This is a genomic window from Arthrobacter sp. UYP4 (genome assembly GCF_057291175.1).
Genome location: NZ_JBXAVU010000001.1, coordinates 571,745 through 592,402, shown reverse-complemented (window position 1 = coordinate 592,402; position 20,658 = coordinate 571,745). Strand labels below are relative to the sequence as shown.

At 71.5% G+C, this 20,658-nt stretch carries 19 protein-coding genes; 18 read left to right on the top strand and 1 reads right to left on the bottom strand.

The genetic code is table 11. The features are described 5' to 3' along the window. Positions 1-7: 7 nt before the first annotated feature. The 5 genes from aroC to nusB all read left to right on the top strand — a co-directional run bounded on the left by aroC (position 8) and on the right by nusB (position 4,001). Positions 8-1,216, top strand: coding sequence for a chorismate synthase (aroC, locus tag AC0Z9V_RS02730; RefSeq protein WP_133080593.1), 1,209 nt, complete (start codon positions 8-10; stop codon positions 1,214-1,216). Beyond that, the gene (locus AC0Z9V_RS02725; RefSeq protein WP_133080592.1) at positions 1,216-1,803 is read left to right on the top strand and encodes a shikimate kinase; all 588 of its coding nucleotides are present in this window, start codon (positions 1,216-1,218) and stop codon (positions 1,801-1,803) included. Before aroC ends, AC0Z9V_RS02725 begins: the two co-directional genes overlap by 1 nt. Next, positions 1,793-2,887 (top strand): 3-dehydroquinate synthase, encoded by a 1,095-nt coding sequence (gene aroB, locus AC0Z9V_RS02720; protein ID WP_459268184.1) that lies wholly within the window; start codon positions 1,793-1,795, stop codon positions 2,885-2,887. The genes AC0Z9V_RS02725 and aroB overlap by 11 nt, the downstream gene beginning before the upstream one ends. Before the next feature lie 143 nt (positions 2,888-3,030). Next, complete coding sequence (gene efp / locus AC0Z9V_RS02715) at positions 3,031-3,594, top strand: elongation factor P (RefSeq protein WP_133080590.1); 564 nt, start codon at positions 3,031-3,033, stop codon at positions 3,592-3,594. Beyond that, a complete protein-coding gene (gene nusB, locus AC0Z9V_RS02710; RefSeq protein WP_208741214.1) occupies positions 3,591-4,001 on the top strand; it encodes a transcription antitermination factor NusB in 411 nt (136 codons plus the stop codon). The genes efp and nusB overlap by 4 nt, the downstream gene beginning before the upstream one ends. Before the next feature lie 102 nt (positions 4,002-4,103). Here the strand turns inward: nusB and AC0Z9V_RS02705 are convergent, their stop codons facing one another. Beyond that, positions 4,104-5,414 (bottom strand): PrsW family intramembrane metalloprotease, encoded by a 1,311-nt coding sequence (locus AC0Z9V_RS02705; RefSeq protein WP_485140631.1) that lies wholly within the window; start codon positions 5,412-5,414, stop codon positions 4,104-4,106. A 96-nt stretch (positions 5,415-5,510) separates the two neighbouring features. Here AC0Z9V_RS02705 and pyrR point away from each other — a divergent pair, with 96 nt between their 5' ends. The 13 genes from pyrR (at position 5,511) to AC0Z9V_RS02640 (ending at position 20,649) form a co-directional block, all read left to right on the top strand. Continuing rightward, positions 5,511-6,098, top strand: a complete 588-nt coding sequence (gene pyrR / locus AC0Z9V_RS02700; protein ID WP_133080587.1) for a bifunctional pyr operon transcriptional regulator/uracil phosphoribosyltransferase PyrR — start codon at positions 5,511-5,513, stop codon at positions 6,096-6,098. After that, complete coding sequence (locus tag AC0Z9V_RS02695) at positions 6,095-7,123, top strand: aspartate carbamoyltransferase catalytic subunit (protein WP_459268186.1); 1,029 nt, start codon at positions 6,095-6,097, stop codon at positions 7,121-7,123. Before pyrR ends, AC0Z9V_RS02695 begins: the two co-directional genes overlap by 4 nt. Beyond that, entirely contained in the window at positions 7,120-8,493 is a 1,374-nt protein-coding gene (locus AC0Z9V_RS02690; protein WP_485140630.1) for a dihydroorotase, read from the top strand. The genes AC0Z9V_RS02695 and AC0Z9V_RS02690 overlap by 4 nt, the downstream gene beginning before the upstream one ends. Beyond that, entirely contained in the window at positions 8,481-9,029 is a 549-nt protein-coding gene (locus AC0Z9V_RS02685; RefSeq protein ID WP_485140629.1) for a PH-like domain-containing protein, read from the top strand. Before AC0Z9V_RS02690 ends, AC0Z9V_RS02685 begins: the two co-directional genes overlap by 13 nt. Next, complete coding sequence (gene carA / locus AC0Z9V_RS02680) at positions 9,026-10,375, top strand: glutamine-hydrolyzing carbamoyl-phosphate synthase small subunit (RefSeq protein WP_485140628.1); 1,350 nt, start codon at positions 9,026-9,028, stop codon at positions 10,373-10,375. Before AC0Z9V_RS02685 ends, carA begins: the two co-directional genes overlap by 4 nt. Next, positions 10,375-13,680 carry a carbamoyl-phosphate synthase large subunit gene (gene carB / locus AC0Z9V_RS02675; RefSeq protein ID WP_133080582.1) on the top strand — a complete coding sequence of 1,102 codons (3,306 nt, stop codon included), beginning with the start codon at positions 10,375-10,377 and terminating at the stop codon, positions 13,678-13,680. Before carA ends, carB begins: the two co-directional genes overlap by 1 nt. After that, positions 13,670-14,521 carry an orotidine-5'-phosphate decarboxylase gene (pyrF, locus tag AC0Z9V_RS02670; protein ID WP_485140627.1) on the top strand — a complete coding sequence of 284 codons (852 nt, stop codon included), beginning with the start codon at positions 13,670-13,672 and terminating at the stop codon, positions 14,519-14,521. Before carB ends, pyrF begins: the two co-directional genes overlap by 11 nt. A 166-nt stretch (positions 14,522-14,687) precedes the next feature. After that, on the top strand, positions 14,688-15,026 hold the full coding sequence (gene mihF / locus AC0Z9V_RS02665) for an integration host factor, actinobacterial type (protein WP_133080580.1): 339 nt from the start codon (positions 14,688-14,690) through the stop codon (positions 15,024-15,026). Positions 15,027-15,036: 10 nt separating this feature from the next. Further along, a complete protein-coding gene (gmk, locus tag AC0Z9V_RS02660) occupies positions 15,037-15,606 on the top strand; it encodes a guanylate kinase (RefSeq protein WP_133080579.1) in 570 nt (189 codons plus the stop codon). 42 nt (positions 15,607-15,648) lie between these two features. Further along, positions 15,649-15,909: a DNA-directed RNA polymerase subunit omega gene (gene rpoZ, locus AC0Z9V_RS02655; protein WP_055771293.1), complete on the top strand. Its 261-nt coding sequence runs from the start codon at positions 15,649-15,651 to the stop codon at positions 15,907-15,909. A gap of 31 nt (positions 15,910-15,940) precedes the next feature. Continuing rightward, a complete protein-coding gene (gene coaBC / locus AC0Z9V_RS02650; RefSeq protein WP_485140626.1) occupies positions 15,941-17,155 on the top strand; it encodes a bifunctional phosphopantothenoylcysteine decarboxylase/phosphopantothenate--cysteine ligase CoaBC in 1,215 nt (404 codons plus the stop codon). An 86-nt stretch (positions 17,156-17,241) separates the two neighbouring features. Then, on the top strand, positions 17,242-18,453 hold the full coding sequence (metK, locus tag AC0Z9V_RS02645) for a methionine adenosyltransferase (protein WP_244186232.1): 1,212 nt from the start codon (positions 17,242-17,244) through the stop codon (positions 18,451-18,453). Positions 18,454-18,498: 45 nt separating this feature from the next. Next, positions 18,499-20,649 (top strand): primosomal protein N', encoded by a 2,151-nt coding sequence (locus AC0Z9V_RS02640; RefSeq protein ID WP_485140625.1) that lies wholly within the window; start codon positions 18,499-18,501, stop codon positions 20,647-20,649. Positions 20,650-20,658 lie beyond the last annotated feature (9 nt).

The window sequence follows — 20,658 nt, the reverse complement described above, 5'->3', positions numbered from 1 at the left end:
GGAAACCATGTTGCGTTGGTTGACGGCAGGAGAATCGCACGGCCCCGCCGTGGTCGGGATCATCGAGGGCATGCCCGCGGGAGTGGGCATCACGAGTACCGACATCCAGGAAGCACTGGCCCGCCGCCGCCTCGGCTACGGGCGCGGAGCCCGCATGAAGTTCGAGCAGGACTCCGTCCGCATCCTCGGCGGCGTGCGCCACGGTCTCACGCAGGGCGGACCCGTGGCCATCGAGGTCGCCAACACCGAGTGGCCCAAGTGGGAGAAGATCATGTCCGCGGATCCGCTCGGCGAGGAGGACGCCGCCGAACTCGCCGCCTCGGCACGCAACGCACCCCTCACCCGGCCCCGGCCGGGGCACGCGGACTTCACGGGCATGCAGAAGTACGGTTTCGACGAGGCTCGCCCCGTCCTCGAGCGCGCGAGTGCCCGCGAGACCGCCACGCGCGTGGCCCTCGGCACGGTGGCCGCGAAGTTCCTCGAGGGCCTCGGCATCCGGCTGGTCAGCCACACGGTGTCCATCGCCTCCGTGTCCGTCCCCGAGGACGCGCCCCTGCCCGGCCCGAACGACGTCATCGCGCTCGACACCGACCCGCTGCGGTGCTTCCACCGGGACACCTCGGACGCGATGGTGGCCGAGGTCGACGCCGCGCACAAGGAGGGCGAGACCCTCGGGGGAGTCGTCGAGGTGGTCGCCTACGGCCTGCCGCCGGGACTCGGGAGCTACGTCCACTGGGACCGCCGGCTCGACTCGCGCCTCGCTGCCGCCCTCATGGGGATCCAGGCCATCAAGGGTGTCGAGGTGGGCGACGGGTTCGAGACCGCCGCGCGCCGCGGAACCGCCGCACACGACGAGATCGTCCGGAACGAGGACGGCAAGATCGTCCGCGTCAGCAACCGCGCGGGCGGCATCGAGGGCGGCATGAGCATCGGCGACGCACTCCGCGTCCGCGCCGCGATGAAGCCCATCGCCACGGTTCCGCGCGCACTGCGCACGGTGGACGTGAGCACGGGTGCCGCCGCCCGGGCCCACCACCAGCGCTCCGACGTGTGCGCCGTGCCGGCGGCGGGAGTGGTCGCCGAGGCCATGACCGCGCTGGTGCTGGCCGAGGCGGTCACCGAGAAGTTCGGCGGCGACTCCCTCGCGGAGACCGCCCGCAACCTGCAGAGCTACCTCGAGAACATCCCGGAGTTCCTGGACTCCGCCGGCGTGTGATGGAGACCCGTTCGCGCCTGGTGCTCATCGGGCCCATGGCATCGGGCAAGTCGGCGGTGGGGCGCGCACTGGCGCAGCGCCTGCACGTCCCCTTCATCGACTCGGACCGCGTGATCGTCGAACGGCACGGCAGTATCGGCTCCCTCTTCGCCCGCGAGGGTGAGCAGTTCTTCCGGAGCATCGAGGCCGACGTGGTGGGCGAGGCCCTGAGGACCGACGACGCCGTCGTCTCTCTCGGTGGCGGAGCTGTGCTCCATCCGCGGACCCGTGCGCTGCTCGCCGATGCCACCGTGGTGTTCCTCGACACCGACATCGACACCGTCCTGCCCCGCATCAGCGCGGACACCGCCCGTCCCCTCCTCGCGGGGAGTCCGGCCGAGCGCTGGCAGGAGCTCTACGCGCAGCGCCGTCCCACCTACGCCTCCCTCGCGTCGATCACCATCGACACGCGCGGACGCTCGGTGCGCGCCGTCGCCGACGCAGTGCTGCAGGAACTGCCCCGAGACCACCGGGCCGACCGTGACGTCGTCCCGGCACAGATCATCCACCCGAACGACGAAAGCGGGACGCAACCCCATGTCGACTGACGACGCGACCATCATCCCGGTGACCGGCAGCACTCCCGAGAACACCTACGACGTCGTCGTGGGACGGGGACTGCTGGGCCGCCTGCCGGCGATCCTCGGGGAGCGGGTGCGCCGCGTGCTGGTCATCCACCCGCGTGCCCTGCGCGCCACGGGAGACACCGTGCGTGCCGAACTCGCCGATGCCGGCTTCACGGCCGTGACGGCCGAGATCCCGGACGCCGAGGAGGGCAAGCACATCCAGGTTGCCGCCTTCTGCTGGCAGGTGCTCGGCCAGAACGACTTCACCCGCTCCGACGCCGTCGTCACGGTGGGTGGCGGAGCGGTGACGGACCTCGGCGGGTTCGTCGCAGCCACCTGGCTGCGCGGCGTGCGGGTGGTGCACCTTCCCACGAGCCTCCTCGGGATGGTGGACGCCGCCGTCGGCGGCAAGACGGGCATCAACACGGCCGAGGGGAAGAACCTCGTGGGCGCCTTCCACCCGCCGGCGGCGGTCCTCGCCGACCTGGACGCCCTGGGCACGCTGCCGAAGAACGAGCTCGTGACCGGGCTCGCGGAAGTGGTCAAGTGCGGCTTCATCGCGGACCCCGTCATCCTCGACCTGATCGAGCAGGACACCGCGGCCGCCACGGACGCGGCATCGCCGGTGCTGCGCGAGCTCGTGGAACGCGCCATCCGGGTGAAGGCCGACGTCGTCTCGGAGGACCTGCGCGACACGGGCCGCCGTGAGTACCTCAACTACGGCCACACCCTCGGGCACGCCATCGAGCTCGCCGAGCGGTACTCCTGGCGCCACGGCGCCGCGGTGTCGGTGGGCCTGGTCTTCGCGGCCGAACTCTCCCGGATGGTGGGGCGGCTCAGCGACGCGGACGCCGACCGCCACAGGGCCATCCTCGAATCCCTCGGGCTCCCCGTGACCTACCGCCGGGACCGCTGGGCGTCCCTCCTCGACGGGATGCGCCGCGACAAGAAGTCCCGTGGCGACCTCCTCCGCTTCGTCGTGCTCGACGGCATCGGCCGGCCCGGCATGCTCGAGGTCCCCGACACCTCCCTGCTCTTCGCCGCCTATCAGGAGATCGCCTCCTGAGCGGCGGCGACGGTTCTCCGCACGGCCACGGGAGCCCGCCGCGCCGCGCGGGGTAGACTGGCTTCTGGACTTTTGGCGCGACTCCGCGCGCCCGCTGTGCCTCGGCCGGCCCATCCATCCGCGAAACCGACGAAAGTGAATCTGTGGCGACCACGAACGACATCAAGAACGGCACTGTGCTGAAACTCGAGGGCAACCTCTGGAACGTCCTCGAATTCCAGCACGTCAAGCCCGGCAAGGGTGGAGCATTCGTCCGCACCAAGCTCCGCAACATCCTCTCCGGCAAGGTGGTCGACAAGACCTTCAACGCAGGCCTCAAGATCGAGACGGCCACCGTGGACCGCCGCGACTACCAGTACCTGTACAAGGACGGCGAGGACTTCGTCTTCATGGACACCACGGATTACGACCAGATCACCGTGCCCGGCAAGGTGGTCGGCAACGCCGCGAACTTCATGCTCGAGAGCCAGATGGCCACCATCGCCATGCACGAGGGCTCACCGCTCTACGTCGAGCTCCCCGCGTCCGTCACGCTGGAGATCACCTACACCGAGCCGGGCCTGCAGGGCGACCGCTCGACCGGCGGCACCAAGCCCGCGACGGTCGAGACCGGCCACGAGATCCAGGTCCCGCTGTTCCTGGGCAACGGCACCAAGGTCAAGGTCGACACCCGGACCGGCGAGTACCTGGGACGCGTCAACGAGTGAGCGCCCGCAGTAAGGCCCGACGTCGGGCCCTCGACATCCTCTTCGAATCGACGCAGCGCGAGATGCCTGCCCTCGAGGTCATCCGCGCACGCCGCGAGAAGACGGACATGGTCATCGCCGACTACACGGTGGACATCGTCGAGGGCGTCCTCGAGCACCAGGAGCAGATCGACGAGTTCCTCAGCACCTACTCCCAGGGCTGGACACTCGACCGCATGCCCGCGGTGGACCTCATGATCCTGCGGATCGGCAGCTGGGAACTGCTGTACAACGACGACGTCCCCGACGGCGTCGCGGTGAGCGAGGCCGTGGAGCTCGCCAAGGTCCTCTCCACCGACGAGTCGCCGAAGTTCGTCAACGGCCTCCTCGGCCGGCTGCAGCAGCTCAAGCCGACCCTGCTCGCGTAGCTCCGCCGACGGACCCTCCGCCACCGGAAGCTCCCGCTGATCGCCCTCCGGGCCGTCGACGGGAGCTTCCCGCGTTCCCGGCCCGGAGCGTGCGGGTGCGCGTCAGCGGGCGGCCGATGCCAGCTGGAAGATCCGCGCGCGCCGCTGCGTGGCGTCGTCCAGGAGCCTGCGTTCCTCGGCGGCGTAGTCGGCGTCGCGCCGTCCGCCCAGCATGCGCTGCCGCGTGTAGGCGATCCGCGATCCGGTGCGGATGAACGCGCGCATGTCCCGCTCGGCGCCCACGGACTGCGCCCAGGCGAGCGCCTGCGACCGGCCCGGGCGCGTCGCCAGCATCCGCACCTCCTCGGGCGTGAACCAGCCGGCCCGGGCGTAGTCGCCGAGCCGTGCCTCGGTCAGGCGGCGCTCGGAGCGGCGCAGGAGGACGACGGAGATCACCGCGGCGACGAACAGCGGCACCTGGACCACGAGGTAGAACAGGAAGAAATCGTTGAACAGCACGAGGGTGCCGCCGTTCCACAGCATGTGCCCCGCGATCGCCGGGAGGAGGCCGAGGACGAAGGCCCCGAGGATCCGGGCGTTCCCGCCGCCACGGCTCAGCGCGAACCCGAGGACGAAGCCGAGCAGCGAGGTGAACATGACGTGGGCGAAGGGCGAGAACAGGCCGCGCAGGATGAAGACGCCCACCAGCGCGCCGGCATTCCCCGACTCCGCCACGGCGGAACCGAAGTACAGGATGTTCTCCGTGAACGCGAAGCCCGCCGCCACCGTCCCGGCGTAGACGATGCCGTCCACGGGGCCGTCGAAATGGCTACGACGCGTGTAGACGAGGATCAGCACGCCGAGCCCCTTGGCGAACTCCTCGACCAGCGGCGCCTGCAGCACCGGCCCGATCACCTCCGGTGAGCTGGTGCCGAGCGCGCTGACCAGCAGTTCCACGACATAGGTGCCGAGCAGCAGCGTCACGACGACGGAGGTGCCGGCACCCCAGAGGAACGCGAAGAGCAGGGCGCCGCGCGGTTCGGGATCCCACCGGTCGATCCAGCGCAGGCCCAGCAGGCAGATGCCCAGCGGCACGAGGGCGAGGATGCCGCAGAGCAGGAACGCGGACGGACCCAGCGACAGGGAGAGCAGGAGCAGGACGCCTGCCACGACGAGGGCCGCGACGATCACGAGGAGCACGTTGAGCACGCCGTGGCGGCGCGGGGGAGGCTGGTTCCAGACGGGCTGGAAGGGGTGCCCTGCAGTGCGGGCGGGCGCCGGACGGTGGTGCCGTACCGTGGTCTCGCCCCACCAGCCCTGCAGCTGCTGCGGCTGCTGCCGCGGTCGATGGTGGCCGTCGGGGTGGTGGTCCACGCCCCCGGGACCGTTCCACCGCGGGCCGCCCGCGCCTGCTCCGGAAAAGTTTCTCGCCATGGTGCAACCCTAGGGGCAAGCGGCGCTGTGATAGTTTTGACGGTGCAACCAGCCTTTAAATTCCGTCCAGTGAGGCGGGGAAGGAGGAAGCGTGTTATGAACGTGCCTGCCTCGGAAACCGGCATCCACAAGCGCGTCGTTCTCGCAGAAGCAGACATCGACCGTGCTCTCACGCGCATCGCCCATGAGATCCTCGAGGCGAACAAGGGGCCGCGTGATCTCGTCCTCCTCGGCATCCCGCGCAGGGGCTTCCCACTCGCGCAGCGGCTCGCCCAGAAGATCGCGGCCGTCGACCCGTCCGTCGACGCGGATCTCATCACGGGACAGCTCGACGTCACCCTGTACCGTGACGACCTCCAGCGCAATCCCACCCGCTCGCCGCTCGCCACCCAGCTCCCGCCGTCGGGCATCGACGACAAGGTCGTGGTGCTGGTCGATGACGTCCTGTACTCGGGGCGCACCATCCGTGCGGCCCTCGACGCCCTCGCGGATCTCGGACGCCCGCGCATCGTGCGCCTCGCCGTCCTCGTGGACCGCGGTCACCGGGAGCTGCCCATCCGTGCCGACCACGTCGGCAAGAACCTCCCGACGTCCTCCCGCGAGCGCGTGCGGGTCCACCTCGCGGAGATCGACCTGATCGGGGGTTCCGCGGTGAACGAGGTCGTCATCGAGGACCGCGCGTGAAGCACCTGCTCAGCACCCAGGACCTCTCCGCGAGGAACGCCCTGCGCCTGCTGGATGTCGCCGAGGAGATGTCCGCCGTGGGGGAGCGGGAGATCAAGAAGCTCCCGGCCCTGCGCGGACGCACCGTGGTGAACCTCTTCTTCGAGGACTCCACGCGCACGCGCATCTCCTTCGAGGCCGCGGCCAAGCGCCTGTCCGCGGACGTCATCAACTTCGCGGCGAAGGGCTCCTCCGTGTCGAAGGGGGAATCCCTGAAGGACACGGCCCAGACCCTCGAGGCGATGAGCGCGGACGCCGTCGTCATCCGCCACCCGGCGTCCGGGGCACCGGCCCGCCTCGCCGCGTCGGGCTGGATCGACGCGGCCGTGGTCAACGCCGGCGACGGGACCCACGAACACCCCACCCAGGCACTGCTCGACGCGTTCACGCTGCGCCGCCACTGGGCCCGGATCGGCGGCGGCCCCTCGGCCGGCACCACGCTCGCCGGGATGAAGGTCCTGATCGTCGGTGACGTCCTCCACTCCCGGGTGGCCCGCTCCAACGTGTGGCTCCTGACGACCCTGGGTGCGGAGGTCCTGCTCGCGGGCCCGCCCACGCTGCTGCCCGTCGGCGTCGGTTCCTGGCCCTGCACGGTGTACTACAACCTCGACGACGCCCTCGCGCAGCGCCCCGACGCCGTCATGATGCTCCGCCTGCAGGCGGAGCGCATGAACGCCGCGTTCTTCCCGTCGACACGCGAGTACTCGCGGCGCTGGGGCTTCGACGACGGACGCCTCGCGCTGCTCGACACGATGGGCCTGCACGACACGGTCATCATGCACCCCGGACCCATGAACCGCGGGCTCGAGATCTCCTCCGCCGCGGCCGACTCGCCCCGCTCCACGGTGCTCGCCCAGGTCCGCAACGGGGTGTCCGTGCGCATGGCGGCGCTCTACCTGCTGCTCTCGGGCGACCACCACGACGAGCAGGACGGCGAGATGCACGACGAACTGCCTGCCACGACGCCGGAAGGCCGCATCAAGTGACGACGAACACCAGCACTCTGCCCGAATACCTCATCGTGGGCGCCTCGATCACAGGTGGCGCCCCGCAGGACCTGCTGGTCCGCGACGGCGTTCTCGCCGCCGTCGGGCCGTCCGCGGCGGCTGACGCCTCGGCGGCCGCGATCACCATCGCCGCCGAGGGCCTCGTGGCCCTGCCCGGCATGGTGGACCTCCACACGCATCTGCGCGAGCCGGGCCGGGAGGACGCCGAGACCGTCGAGACCGGATCGCGCGCTGCCGCACTGGGTGGCTTCACGGCGGTCCACGCCATGGCCAACAGCTCGCCCGTGGCCGACACCGCGGGTGTCGTGGAGCAGGTGTACCGCCTCGGCCTCGCCGCGGGCTGGGTCGAGGTCCGCCCGGTGGGCGCCGTGACCGTGGGTCTCGGCGGGGAACGGCTCGCGGAACTCGGGGCGATGGCGGAGTCCCGCGCGGCTGTCCGGGTCTTCTCCGACGACGGCGTCTGCGTCTCCGATCCGGTGCTTATGCGCCGGGCGCTCGAGTACGTCAAGGCCTTCGACGGCGTCATCGCACAGCACGCCCAGGAGCCGCGGCTCACCGAGGGTGCCCAGATGAACGAGGGCGACGTCTCGGCGGTCCTCGGGCTCACCGGCTGGCCCGCCGTCGCGGAGGAGAGCATCATCGCCCGCGACGTCCTGCTCGCCCAGCACGTCGGGTCGAGGCTGCACGTCTGCCACGTGTCCACTGCGGGGTCGGTGGAGATCATCCGCTGGGCCAAGGCACGCGGCATCGACGTCACCGCCGAGGTCACGCCGCACCACCTGCTCCTCACGGACGAACTCGTCCGCAGCTACGACCCGGTCTACAAGGTCAATCCGCCGCTGCGCACCTCCGACGACGTCCACGCCCTGCGGGCCGCCCTCGCCGACGGCACCATCGATGTCGTCGGCACGGACCACGCCCCGCACCCGAGCGAGCACAAGGAATGCGAGTGGGCCCAGGCCGCGATGGGCATGACCGGCCTCGAGACCGCCCTGTCGGTGGTGCAGCACACGATGGTGGAGACCGGCCTGCTCGACTGGGAGGGCTTCGCCCGGGTCACGTCGGTCACCCCTGCCCGGATCGGCCGCCTCGCCCACCAGGGCCGTCCCCTGGCGGCCGGCGAGCCCGCGAACCTGATCCTCGTCGATCCCGCCGCGCGGTGGACGGTCGATCCCGCGACCATGGCCACGAAGGGCCGCAACAGCCCCTTCCGCGGCCTCGAGCTGCCCGGCAGCGTGCGGGCCACGTTCTACGGCGGCCACCCCACGGTGCTCGACGGACGCCTGGCCGCGCCCCGGCCGGCCGCGGGACCTGCGACCGCCCAGGAGGCGCCGGCATGGAGTATCTAGGCTGGGTGGCCCTCGCCGTCGGCATCATCGTCGTCGTCGTCGCCCTGATGGCCCTCGGCTGGCGCAACCGGCTCCGCCGTCAGGCGGACGTCGCCGAACCCCCGGGAGCTCCCGCCGATCCCGGCCCCGTACTCTACGAGGCCGAGGGCCAGTACGTCGCGACGACGACGGCGGGGGACTGGCTCGACCGCATCGCGGTGCACGGGCTGGGCCTGCGGGGCAACGCCGTCGCCACCGTGTACGCCGCCGGTGTCCTGATTACGCGCACGGGTGCACGCTCCGTCTACATCCCGCGCACCGACCTCACGTCGGTCCACCTCGCCAGCGGCATGACCGGCAAGTTCGTCGAGAAGGAGGGCCTGGTCGTGATCACCTGGCTCCTCGGCACCGAGCGGGTCGATACGGGCTTCCGGACCCGCCATGCCGCCTCCAAGGCCCAGCTCGTCGCCGCCGTCGCGGCGCTCGTGCCGGCCCCACCCCCCGCTACGACCCACCACCGAACTCCACCGACCCCCGAAGGCAGGGAACAGCTGTGAGCACCGTCCAATCCAAGGCACCGGTCCATCGGAAGGCACCCGCGGTGCTCGTCCTCGAGGACGGGCGGACCTTCCGCGGCCGCGCCTACGGCGCCGAGGGCACCGCCCTCGGCGAGGCCGTCTTCGCCACCGGCATGACCGGCTACCAGGAGACCATCACCGACCCCTCCTACGCGCGCCAGCTGGTGGTCCAGACGGCGCCCCACATCGGCAACACCGGGGTCAACGCCGACGACGCCGAGTCCCGGCGGATCTGGGTGGCCGGGTACATCATCCGCGACGCCGCACGGCGCCCGTCGAACTGGCGCTCGGAGCAGAGCCTCGACGACCAGCTGCGCGAGCAGGGCGTCGTCGGGATCGAGGGCGTCGACACGCGCGCCATCACCCGCCACCTGCGCGAGCGCGGGGCCATGCGTGCCGGGATCTTCTCCGGCGAGGACGCCTCGCAGTCGGAGGGCCGGCTGCTCGAGCAGGTCGTCGCCCAGCCGTCCATGGCGGGCGCGCGCCTGGCCGACGAGGTCAGCATCGACGCCGCGTATGTCGTCGAGCCGGCCGACCACGGCTGGACAGGCGAGACGGTGGCGACGATCGCCGCGCTGGATCTCGGCATCAAGGCCATGACGCCCAAGCACTTCGCGCAGCGCGGCGTACGCACTGTCGTCCTGCCGGCCGGCGCCACCTTCGAGGACATCGCGGCCGCGCGGCCCGACGGCGTGTTCATGTCCAACGGCCCGGGTGATCCGGCCACCGCGGACGCGCAGGTGGACCTCCTCCGGCGCGTGCTCGACGAGCGGATGCCGTTCTTCGGCATCTGCTTCGGCAACCAGATCCTCGGACGCGCGCTCGGCTTCGGGACGTACAAGCTCCGCTACGGCCACCGCGGCATCAACCAGCCGGTCCTGGACCGCCGCACCGGCAAGGTGGAGATCACGTCGCAGAACCACGGCTTCGCGGTCGACGCGCCCCTCGACGGCCCCGTCGAGGCGCCCGCCGGACGCTACGGCCGCGTCGAGGTCAGCCACGTCAGCCTGAACGACGACGTCGTCGAGGGCCTCGCGTGCCTGGACCTGCCCGCGTTCTCCGTCCAGTACCACCCAGAGGCGGCGGCGGGTCCCCACGACTCCGCCTACCTCTTCGACCGCTTCATCGACCTCATGCAGACCGAGAAGGAACGCGCGGGCTCGGGCGACGCCCGCGCGGCGTCGGCCCTCGATGCCCCCTCCGAGTCGGAGGCGCTCGAGCGTGCGGCCGCCGCAGAACTCGGCACGCACGAATCCAAGGTGACGGGCACGCAGCCCCGGCACAGCCCCGCAGAACAGAGCAGCACCACGGAGGAAGAGAACTGATGCCCCGCAGAACCGACCTCAAGAGCGTCCTGGTCATCGGCTCAGGGCCGATCGTCATCGGCCAGGCCGCCGAATTCGACTACTCGGGAACCCAGGCGCTGCGCGTCCTGCGCGAGGAGGGCCTGCGCGTCATCCTCGTGAACTCGAACCCCGCCACGATCATGACCGACCCCGAGTTCGCGGACGCCACCTACGTGGAGCCGATCACGCCCGACGTCGTCGCGAAGATCATCGAGAAGGAGCGGCCGGACGCCCTGCTGCCGACCCTCGGCGGGCAGACGGCGCTGAACACGGCCATCGCCCTCGACAAGAACGGCGTCCTGGAGAAGTTCGGCGTCGAGCTGATCGGGGCGAACATCGCCGCCATCGAGCTCGGCGAGGACCGCGAGAAATTCAAGGGCGTCGTCGAGCGCTGCGGTGCCGAGTCCGCCCGCTCCGCCATCATCCACTCGATCGACGAGGCCCTCGTGGCGGCGGAGGACCTGGGCTACCCGATGGTCGTCCGTCCCTCGTTCACGATGGGCGGTCTCGGGTCGGGACTCGCGTACACGGAGCAGGACCTGCGCCGGATCGTCGGCCAGGGCCTGCAGTACAGCCCCACGAGCGAGGTCCTGCTCGAGGAGAGCATCCTCGGCTGGAAGGAGTACGAGCTCGAGATGATGCGTGACAAGAACGACAACGTCGTGGTCGTCTGCTCCATCGAGAACTTCGATCCCGTCGGCGTGCACACCGGCGACTCCATCACCGTGGCGCCGGCCCTGACCCTCACCGACCGGGAGTACCAGCGCCTCCGCGACATCTCCATCGCCGTCATCCGTGAGGTCGGCGTCGACACGGGCGGCTGCAACATCCAGTTCGCCGTCGAGCCGGACACCGGGCGCGTCGTCGTCATCGAGATGAACCCGCGCGTGTCGCGGTCCTCCGCGCTGGCGTCGAAGGCCACGGGCTTCGCGATCGCCAAGATCGCGACGAAGCTGTCCCTCGGCTACACGCTCGACGAGATCCCGAACGACATCACCCTGAAGACCCCGGCCTCGTTCGAGCCGACGCTCGACTACGTGGTGGTCAAGGTCCCGCGGTTCGCATTCGAGAAGTTCCCGGCCGCCGACCCCACGCTCACCACCACCATGAAGTCCGTCGGCGAGGCGATGGCGATGGGCCGCAACTTCACCGAGGCGCTCCAGAAGGCGCTCCGCTCGCTCGAGCAGAAGGGCTCCCAGCTGTCCTTCGCCCCGGTCGCGGTCGAGGACGTCGACGCCCTCGTCGAGGCTGCGAAGCGCCCCACCACCGAACGACTCTCGCAGGTGCAGCGCGCGCTGCTCGGCGGCGCGAGCGTGGAGCGGCTGTACGAGGCCACCGGGATCGACCCGTGGTTCCTCGACCAGCTCGTGCTCCTCAACGAGGTGGCCGAGGAGGTGCGCTCGGCGCCGAACCTGACGGAGGACGTGCTGCGGCACGCCAAGCGCCACGGCTTCTCCGACGAGCAGATCGGGCTGCTGACCTCCACCCCCGACGCCGTCGTACGCGGTGTCCGGCACGCCCTCGGCATCCGCCCGGTCTTCAAGACGGTGGACACGTGCGCCGCGGAGTTCGCGGCCTACACGCCGTACCACTACTCGTCCTACGACGAGGAGGACGAGGTGGAGCAGCACGAGAAGCCTTCGGTCATCATCCTCGGCTCCGGACCCAACCGGATCGGCCAGGGGATCGAGTTCGACTACTCGTGCGTCCACGCCACCATGGCGCTGCGCGAGGCCGGCTACGAGACCGTGATGGTCAACTGCAACCCCGAGACGGTCTCCACCGACTACGACATCTCCACGCGCCTGTACTTCGAGCCGCTGACCCTCGAGGACGTCCTGGAGGTCATCGCCGCGGAGCAGCGTACCGGTGGCGTGCTCGGCGTGTTCGTGCAGCTCGGCGGCCAGACACCGCTCAAGCTCGCCCAGGAACTGGCCGACGCCGGCATCCCGATCCTCGGCACCTCGCCGGAGGCCATCGACCTCGCCGAGCACCGCGGGGCCTTCAGCCGCGTCCTCGACGCGGGCGGGCTCATCGCGCCGAAGAACGGCACCGCGGTGTCCTTCGAGGACGCCAGGACGATCGCCGACGACATCGGCTATCCCGTCCTCGTCCGCCCCTCCTATGTGCTGGGCGGCCGCGGCATGGAGATCGTCTACGACGAGGCCAACCTCTCCCGCTACATCACGAACGCCACGGAGATCACCGAGGCGCACCCCGTGCTGATCGACCGCTTCCTCGAGGACGCCATCGAGATCGACGTCGACGCCCTGTACGACGGCACGGAGATGTACCTCGGCGGGATCATGGAGCACATCGAGGAGGCCGGGATCCACTCCGGCGACTCGGCGTGCGTGCTGCCGCCCATCACCCTCGGTGCCGACGTCCTGCAGCGCGTCCGCGAGGCGACGCTCGCCATCGCCGAAGGGGTCGGCGTCCGCGGACTCATCAACATCCAGTTCGCCCTCGCCTCGGACGTGCTCTACGTCCTCGAAGCGAACCCCCGCGCCTCGCGGACCGTGCCCTTCGTGTCGAAGGCCACGGGCGTGCAGCTCGCCAAGGGCGCCGCGCTCATCGGGACCGGGGTCACGGTCGCCGAGCTCCGCACGCGGGGCCTGCTGCCCGCGAGGGGCGACGGCGGATCCCTCCCGCTGGACGCCCCGGTGTCCGTCAAGGAGGCCGTCCTGCCGTTCAGCCGCTTCCGCACGCCGGAGGGCACCGTGGTGGACTCGCTGCTGGGCCCGGAGATGCGTTCGACGGGCGAGGTCATGGGGATCGACAAGTACTTCGATACCGCCTTCGCCAAGAGCCAGGCCGCGGCCAACGCGGCCCTGCCCGTCAGCGGCAAGGTCTTCGTGTCGGTGGCGAACCGCGACAAGCGCTCGATCATCATGCCGGTCAAGCGCCTCGTGGACCTCGGCTTCGAGATCGTCTCGACCGGCGGCACCGCGGACGTCCTCCGCCGTAACGGCATCCAGGCGACCACGGTCCGCAAGGTCGCCGAGGGAGCGGGCGAGGGCCGGGGCACCGTCGTCGACCTCATCACCGAGGGCGGCATCGACATGATCATCAACACGCCTTCGGGCGGCCAGGCGCGCGGAGACGGCTACGAGATCCGGGCGGCCGCGACCTCCTACGGGCTGCCGGTCATCACCACCATCCCCGAGGTGGGGGCCGCCGTCCAGGCGATCGAGGCCATGCGTTCCTACGAGTGGTCCGTCACGAGCCTGCAGGAACACGCGGCGAACCTGCGTGCCTCCACCGAGGCCCGCGATGCCTCCTGAGGCCGGTGCCGCCGCGCGCCGCGCCCCCTTCGGGGAGCGGCTCGCCGTGGCCCGCGCCGCCAAGGGCAGCCTCTGCGTCGGCATCGACCCCCACCCCGCCCTGCTGGGCGCCTGGGGGCTCGAGGACTCGCCGGGCGGCCTCGAACGGTTCTCGCTCGCGGTGCTCGACGCCGTCGGGCCCGTGGCGGCGGCCGTGAAACCCCAGGTGGCCCTCTACGAGCGCCACGGGGCACGCGGACTCGCCGTCCTCGAGACGCTCCTGGTGCGCGCAGCGGAGGCCGACGTCCTGACCATCGCCGACGCGAAGCGCGGCGACATCGGCTCGACCATGCAGGCGTACGCGGAGGCGTGGCTGGGGGAGGGCCGGCCCCTCGCCGCCGACGCCGTCACGCTCAACCCCTACCTGGGCTTCGAGTCGCTCCGTCCCGCGCTCGATCTCGCGGCGGCCACGGGCCGCGGCGTGTTCGTCCTCGCGCTGACCTCGAACCCGGAAGGCCGCACCGTGCAGCATGCCGGCGGGGAGGAGTCCGTGGCGCGGTCCATCGCCCGCGCCGCCGCAGCCGAGAACGTCGGCCCCGGTCCCGGATCCGTCGGGCTCGTCGTCGGGGCGACGATCGGCGACGCGGCACACCGGCTCGGCCTGGACCTGGCCGCACTCAACGGCCCGATCCTCGCGCCCGGGGTGGGCGCCCAGGGTGCGGGGCAGGAGGAACTCGCCGCCGCATTCGGATCGGCCCTGCCGTTCGTGCTCCCCACGTCGAGCCGCGCCATCCTGGCCGCCGGGCCCGACGGCGGGGACCTGCGCTCCGCCGCCGAGCGGACGCGCGACGGGCTCCGATGAGCCGGGGCGCGCATTGATTTCGGACGGGTGCGCCCGGTAGGTTCGGTTCCGGACCGACCCCGTGCCGGTCCCGTTCGACCTCCGTCCCGGCCCGAGTCCTCCTCGGGCGATCCATCCAACGAGCGGTCGCCGTCCTGCAGGGCGGCGTCCAGCGCAGGGAGCACCCGTGAGCCTCAAGCCATTGACGGACGTCGAGCGAACGCGGGCACGCGAGAAGGCGACGGCGGCACGGGCGGTGCGGGCGGACATCAAGGCCCGACTGAAGACCGGTAAGCTCTCAGTGGCGGACGTGATCGAGAATTCCGGCGGCGAGGACGCCGTGGGCCGCCTCCGGGTCCTGGATCTCCTCAAGGCACTGCCCGGCGTCGGGGACGTCCGGGCGGCGGCGATCATGGCGGAGGTCGGGATCGCCGCGACACGTCGCGTGCGAGGCCTCGGCATCCACCAGCGCACGGCTCTCGTCTCATACCTCGAACACCATCATTCTGGCTCGGCCAGCAAGTAAGGAAGCGTTTGTGTTGCAGCCCAGGTTGACTGTCCTCGCCGGCCCGACGGCGGTCGGCAAGGGAACCGTCTCGACCTACATCCGGGACAACTACCCCGAGGTGTGGCTCTCCGTCTCCGCGACCACGCGCCCGCCGCGACCCGGCGAGGTGGACGGCGTTCACTACTTCTTCGTCTCGCCCGAGGAGTTCGACTCGCTCATCGCCGACGGTCAGCTGCTGGAGTGGGCCGTGGTCCATGGCCGTAACCGCTACGGGACGCTGCGCCGCACGGTCCAGGCCGCGATGGACGAGGGCCGCACGGTGCTCCTCGAGATCGACCTGCAGGGCGCGCGGCAGGTCAAGGAGAGCATGCCGGAGGCCAACTTCGTCTTCCTCGCCCCGCCGAGCTGGGACGAGATGGTGCGCCGCCTCGTGGGCCGCGGCACCGAAACGCCCGAGGAACAGCAGCAACGGCTGGAAACCGCTAAACTGGAACTTGCCGCCGAGCCGGAATTCAACCACACCGTCGTCAACGACTCCGTGGAGCATGCGGCAGACGAGCTCGTATCACTGATGGGACTGCGTCCGCTGCAGCGCTGAGAAGCCCCGCAGCAGCCGTTCCGCCTAATATTTGGAGATTTTGTGTCAACTCAGCCCGAAGGCATCATCAACCCGCCGATCGACTCTCTGCTGGAGGCCTCGGACTCGAAGTACGCCCTCGTGATCTACGGCGCCAAGCGCGCCCGCCAGATCAACGCGTACTACTCCCAGCTCCACGAGGGGCTCTTCGAGTACGTCGGCCCCCTCGTCGACACGAAGCTGAACGAGAAGCCCCTCTCCATCGCACTGCGGGAGATCAACGAGGGCATGCTCGTGTCCTCGCCCATGGAACAGTCCGAATAGTCCGGCCCCCGAAGCAGGCCACGGACGACCGGTGCGCATAGTACTTGGTGTCGGAGGAGGGATCGCGGCCTACAAGGCAGCATCCCTCCTCCGTCTTTTCACGGAGTCCGGGCATGACGTCACCGTCATCCCGACCGACGCCGCCATCCGCTTCGTCGGGACCGCCACCTGGGAGGCCCTCTCGGGCAACCCGGTGAGCAACAGCGTCTGGGACGACGTCGACAAGGTCAACCACGTACGGCTCGGCCACGAGGCCGACCTCATCGTCGTCGCCCCCGCCACCGCGGACGTCCTCGCGCGCGCCGCCGCGGGTCTGGCCAACGACCTCCTGACCGGCACGCTCCTCATGGCGCACGGGCCCGTCTTCCTGGCCCCGGCGATGCACACCGAGATGTGGCAGCACGCGGCCACCCGGGCGAACGTCGCCACCCTCCGCTCGCGCGGCGTCACCGTCATGGAGCCGGCCTCCGGTCGACTCACCGGTGCGGACTCGGGTCCCGGCCGGCTCCCCGAGCCCGCCGACATCTTCGCGGCGGCGATGGACGCCGTCGCCCGCAGCGGGGGCTCCGGTCCGCTGCGGGGCAGGCGCGTGACCATCTCCGCCGGAGGCACCCGGGAGGCCCTCGATCCCGTGCGCTTCCTCGGCAACCGCTCGTCCGGCAAGCAGGGTATGGCCCTCGCCGAAGCGGCACTCGCGCAGGGTGCACATGTGACCCTCGTCCTCGCTCACGCCGACGTCGCCCCGCCGCCCGGGTGCGACGTCGTACGGGTCGAGTCCGCGCTGCAGCTGCGCGACGCCGTCCTCGAGGCCCTGCCCGCAACGGACGTCCTCGTGATGGCCGCTGCCGTGGCGGACTTCCGGCCCGCCGAGGTCGTCGCCACGAAGATCAAGAAGCGCGACGACGGCTCGGATCCCGTGATCACCCTCGTCCGCAACCCCGACGTCCTCCGCGAGGCGGTGCTCGCGCGGGAGGGGCGCTCGGAGCCGCTCGTGATCGCCGGATTCGCCGCCGAGACGGGAGACGCGACGGCCGATCCGCTGACGCATGCCCGGGCCAAGCTCGCGCGGAAGGGCTGCGACTTCCTCGTCCTCAACGTCGTCGGCTCTGACCTCGTCTTCGGCGAGGATTCCAACGCCGTCACGATCCTGGGCGCCGACGGCACCGAGTCCGCTCCGGTGCGGGGTTCCAAGCGGGCCGTCGCCGACGCCGTCATCGGGCACGCCGCGCGGCTCCTCGCCCCCTGATGCGCGGGCGCCCTCCGGTCCGCCGCGCCCGTTCCGTCGGGGAGCAGCCGGGCCGGACCGTCCCCCCGACCAAGTAGAGTGGGCACGTGAATCCACCGAGCACTGAGTCCCCCCTGCGCCTTTTCACCTCGGAATCGGTCACCGAGGGCCATCCGGACAAGATCTGCGACCAGATCAGCGACGCCATCCTCGACGGGCTCCTCGAGCAGGACCCCGACTCCCGCGTGGCGGTCGAGACCCTGGTCACCACGGGCCTCGTGCACGTGGCGGGCGAGGTCACCACGGAGGCGTACGTCGAGATCCCCGACATCGTCCGCCGGACCATCCTCGGCATCGGCTACGACTCCTCGGCCAACGGCTTCGACGGCGCCCGCTGCGGCGTCTCGGTATCCATCGGGCAGCAGTCCGCGGAGATCGCCTCGGGTGTGTTCACCTCCCTCGAGACCCGTGAGGGCACCGGCGTCGACCCCTACGACGCCCAGGGTGCCGGGGACCAGGGCATCATGTTCGGCTACGCGAGCGACGAGACCGCGGTGATGATGCCCACGCCCATCTGGCTGTCGCACCGCCTCTCGGAGCGCCTCACCGCGGTCCGCAAGGACGGCATCCTCCCGTACCTGCGGCCCGACGGGAAGACCCAGGTGACCATCGGGTACGACGGCGACCGGCCGGTCTCCATCGACTCCGTCGTCATCTCGTCCCAGCACTCCGCCGACGTGTCCCTCGAGCAGCTCCGCGCCGATCTCGCCGACCACGTCATCGCGCCGGTCCTGGCGGACTCCGAGCTCGACACGTCCTCGGTGCGCCACATCCTCAACCCCGGCGGCGCCTTCGTGATCGGCGGACCCGTGGGTGATGCCGGACTCACCGGCCGCAAGATCATCGTGGACACCTACGGCGGGATGGCACGCCACGGCGGCGGAGCGTTCAGCGGCAAGGATCCGTCGAAGGTGGACCGCTCGGCCGCGTACGCCATGCGCTGGGTGGCGAAGAACGTCGTGGCGGCGGGCCTCGCCCGCCGGGCCGAGATCCAGATCGCCTACGCCATCGGCATGGCCCAGCCCGTCGGGATCTACGTCGAGACGTTCGGCACCGAGACCGTGGACCCGCTGGCCATCGGCACGGCGATCCGCGAGATCTTCGACCTCCGGCCCCTCGGCATCATCAACGCCCTCGACCTGAAGCGCCCCGTCTACCAGCGCACCGCGGCGCACGGCCACTTCGGCCGCGAGGAGGACGGCTTCACCTGGGAGCGTACCGATCGCGTCGACAAGCTCCGGAGCTACTTCGACGCCTGAGGCGGGAGGGGACGGCGGCCGGCGCACGCCGGTCCCGGCGACATCATGACGGAGACGAAGCGGGATTCGGGCGGCACGGACGGCCAGCTGTCGCTGCTGCACGGCTTCGGCGCTGCGAAGCTGCCGCGCACCGATCCCGAGCGCGCGTCCGCCCTGCCCGTGGCGCGGGTCGTCCTCGACGCCCAGCTCCCGCACCTCGACCGGTTCTTCGACTACGCGGTGCCCGCCGCCATGGACGCCGAGGCCCAGCCCGGCGTGCGGGTCAAGGTGCGGTTCGCCGGCCGCGAGCAGGCGGGCTTCCTGGCCGAACGCGTCGACGAGGCCAGCACCACGGCGACGCTCCTGCCGCTGAGCAAGGTCGTCTCCCCGCACCGGGTGCTGACGCCCGAGGTCCTGGCGCTCGCGACGGCGGTCGCCGCGCGGTCCGTCGGCACGGTGAGCGACGTCCTGCGCTCCGCCGTGCCGCCGCGCATGGCCCGTGTCGAGGCCGAGTTTCCCCCCGAGGCGGCCGACGGCGCCGCGCCCGTCGCGGCAGGCCCGTCGTCCGGCAGCTTCCGGCGCTACCCGAGCGGCTCCGCCTTCCTCCAGCACCTGACCGCCGGGGAATCGCCCCGGGCCGTCCTCACGAGCCTGGGTGGCTTCGGCGCCAGGGCCTGGACGGAGGAGATCGCCGACGCCGTGGCGGCCGCGGCGGCCTCGGGGCGGGGATCCGTCGTCGTCGTCCCCGACCAGCGCGACCTCGCCCGCGTCGAGGCCGCCCTCACCGCCCGGCTCGGTGCCGCCGCCGTCGCCCGCCTGACGGGCGAGGACGGAGCCACGCCGCGGTACCGCAACTTCCTGCGCCTCCTCACGGGCACGGCGACCGTCGCGGTGGGCACGCGCTCCGCCGCCTACGCCCCCGTGCGAGACCTCGGCCTGCTCTGCCTGTGGGACGACGGCGACGACCAGCACATCGAGCAGCGCGCACCCTACCAGCACGTCCGCGACGTGCTGCTCCTGCGGGCCGAGCGGGAGGGTGCCGCGGTACTGCTCTCCTCCTTCGCCCGGACCACCGAGTCCCAGCGCCTCGTCGACACGGGCTGGGCACGCGCCATCCAGGCGGACCGCGCCGAGGTGCGACGGTCCACGCCACGCGTCGTCCACGCGGCCGACGCCTACCAGATGGAGCGGGACCCGCTGGCCGCGCAGGCCCGGATCCCGCACGCCGCCTGGGCCGCGGCGCAGGCGGGGCTCCGGCACGGCCCCGTGCTGCTGCAGGTCGCGCGGACCGGCTTCTCTCCGGCGCTGGCCTGCGACCGGTGCCGCCACCCGGCCCGCTGCTCCGCCTGCGCCGGGCCACTGGCCCAGGCCGGACGGGATGCCCCCCTGGTGTGCCGCTGGTGCGGGCGGCCGGACAACTCCTGGTCGTGCGCCGAATGTGGTGGCACGCGGGTCCGGGCGACCGTCGCGGGTGCCACCCGGACCGCGGAGGAACTGGGGAGGGCGTTCCCGGGCGTGCCGGTCGTCTCCTCGGCGGGCGAGCACATCGTCGACACCGTCCGCGATGTCCCCGCCGTCGTCGTCGCGACGCCCGGCGCAGAACCCGTGGCCCCCGGCGGCTACGCGGCCGTCATCCTCCTCGACGGCAACGCCCTGCTGAGCCGCGAGTCGCTGCGTGCGGGCGAGGACGCCCTCCGGCGGTGGTTCTCGGCGGCGATCCTCGCCCGTCCGTCCACGGCAGGCGGCACGGTGGTGATCACGGGCGACGACGACGTCGCGGTGGGGCACCTCGTGCGCTGGGATCCTGCGGGCGCCGCCGCCCGCGAACTCGTCGAGCGGCAGGAGCTCGGGCTGCCTCCGGCCGTGCGGTACGCGGTGCTGACGGGGACCCGGGAGGCCCTCACCCACTTCCTCGACGGCGTCGAGACGGAGGGGGCCGCGCGCGTCGTCGGCCCGGCCCCGATTCCGCCCGATGTGCGCCGGGAGGCGATGCTCGCCGCGCGTGCCGCCGCCGCGGCAGGGCGCGGTGCGGATTCGCCGGGGCGGGCGGCGACGGAGGCCCTGGCCGGCCAGGGCTCCCACCGCGTCCTGCTGTTCTTCCCCTACCGTGCCGCTGCGGGCATCACGCGGCAGCTGCGCGCACGCCGGGCCGCGCTGTCGGCGAAGCGGACGGGCGAGCCCGTCCACATCCGGCTCGATGCGCTGGACGTGCTCTAGGCGGCCTCC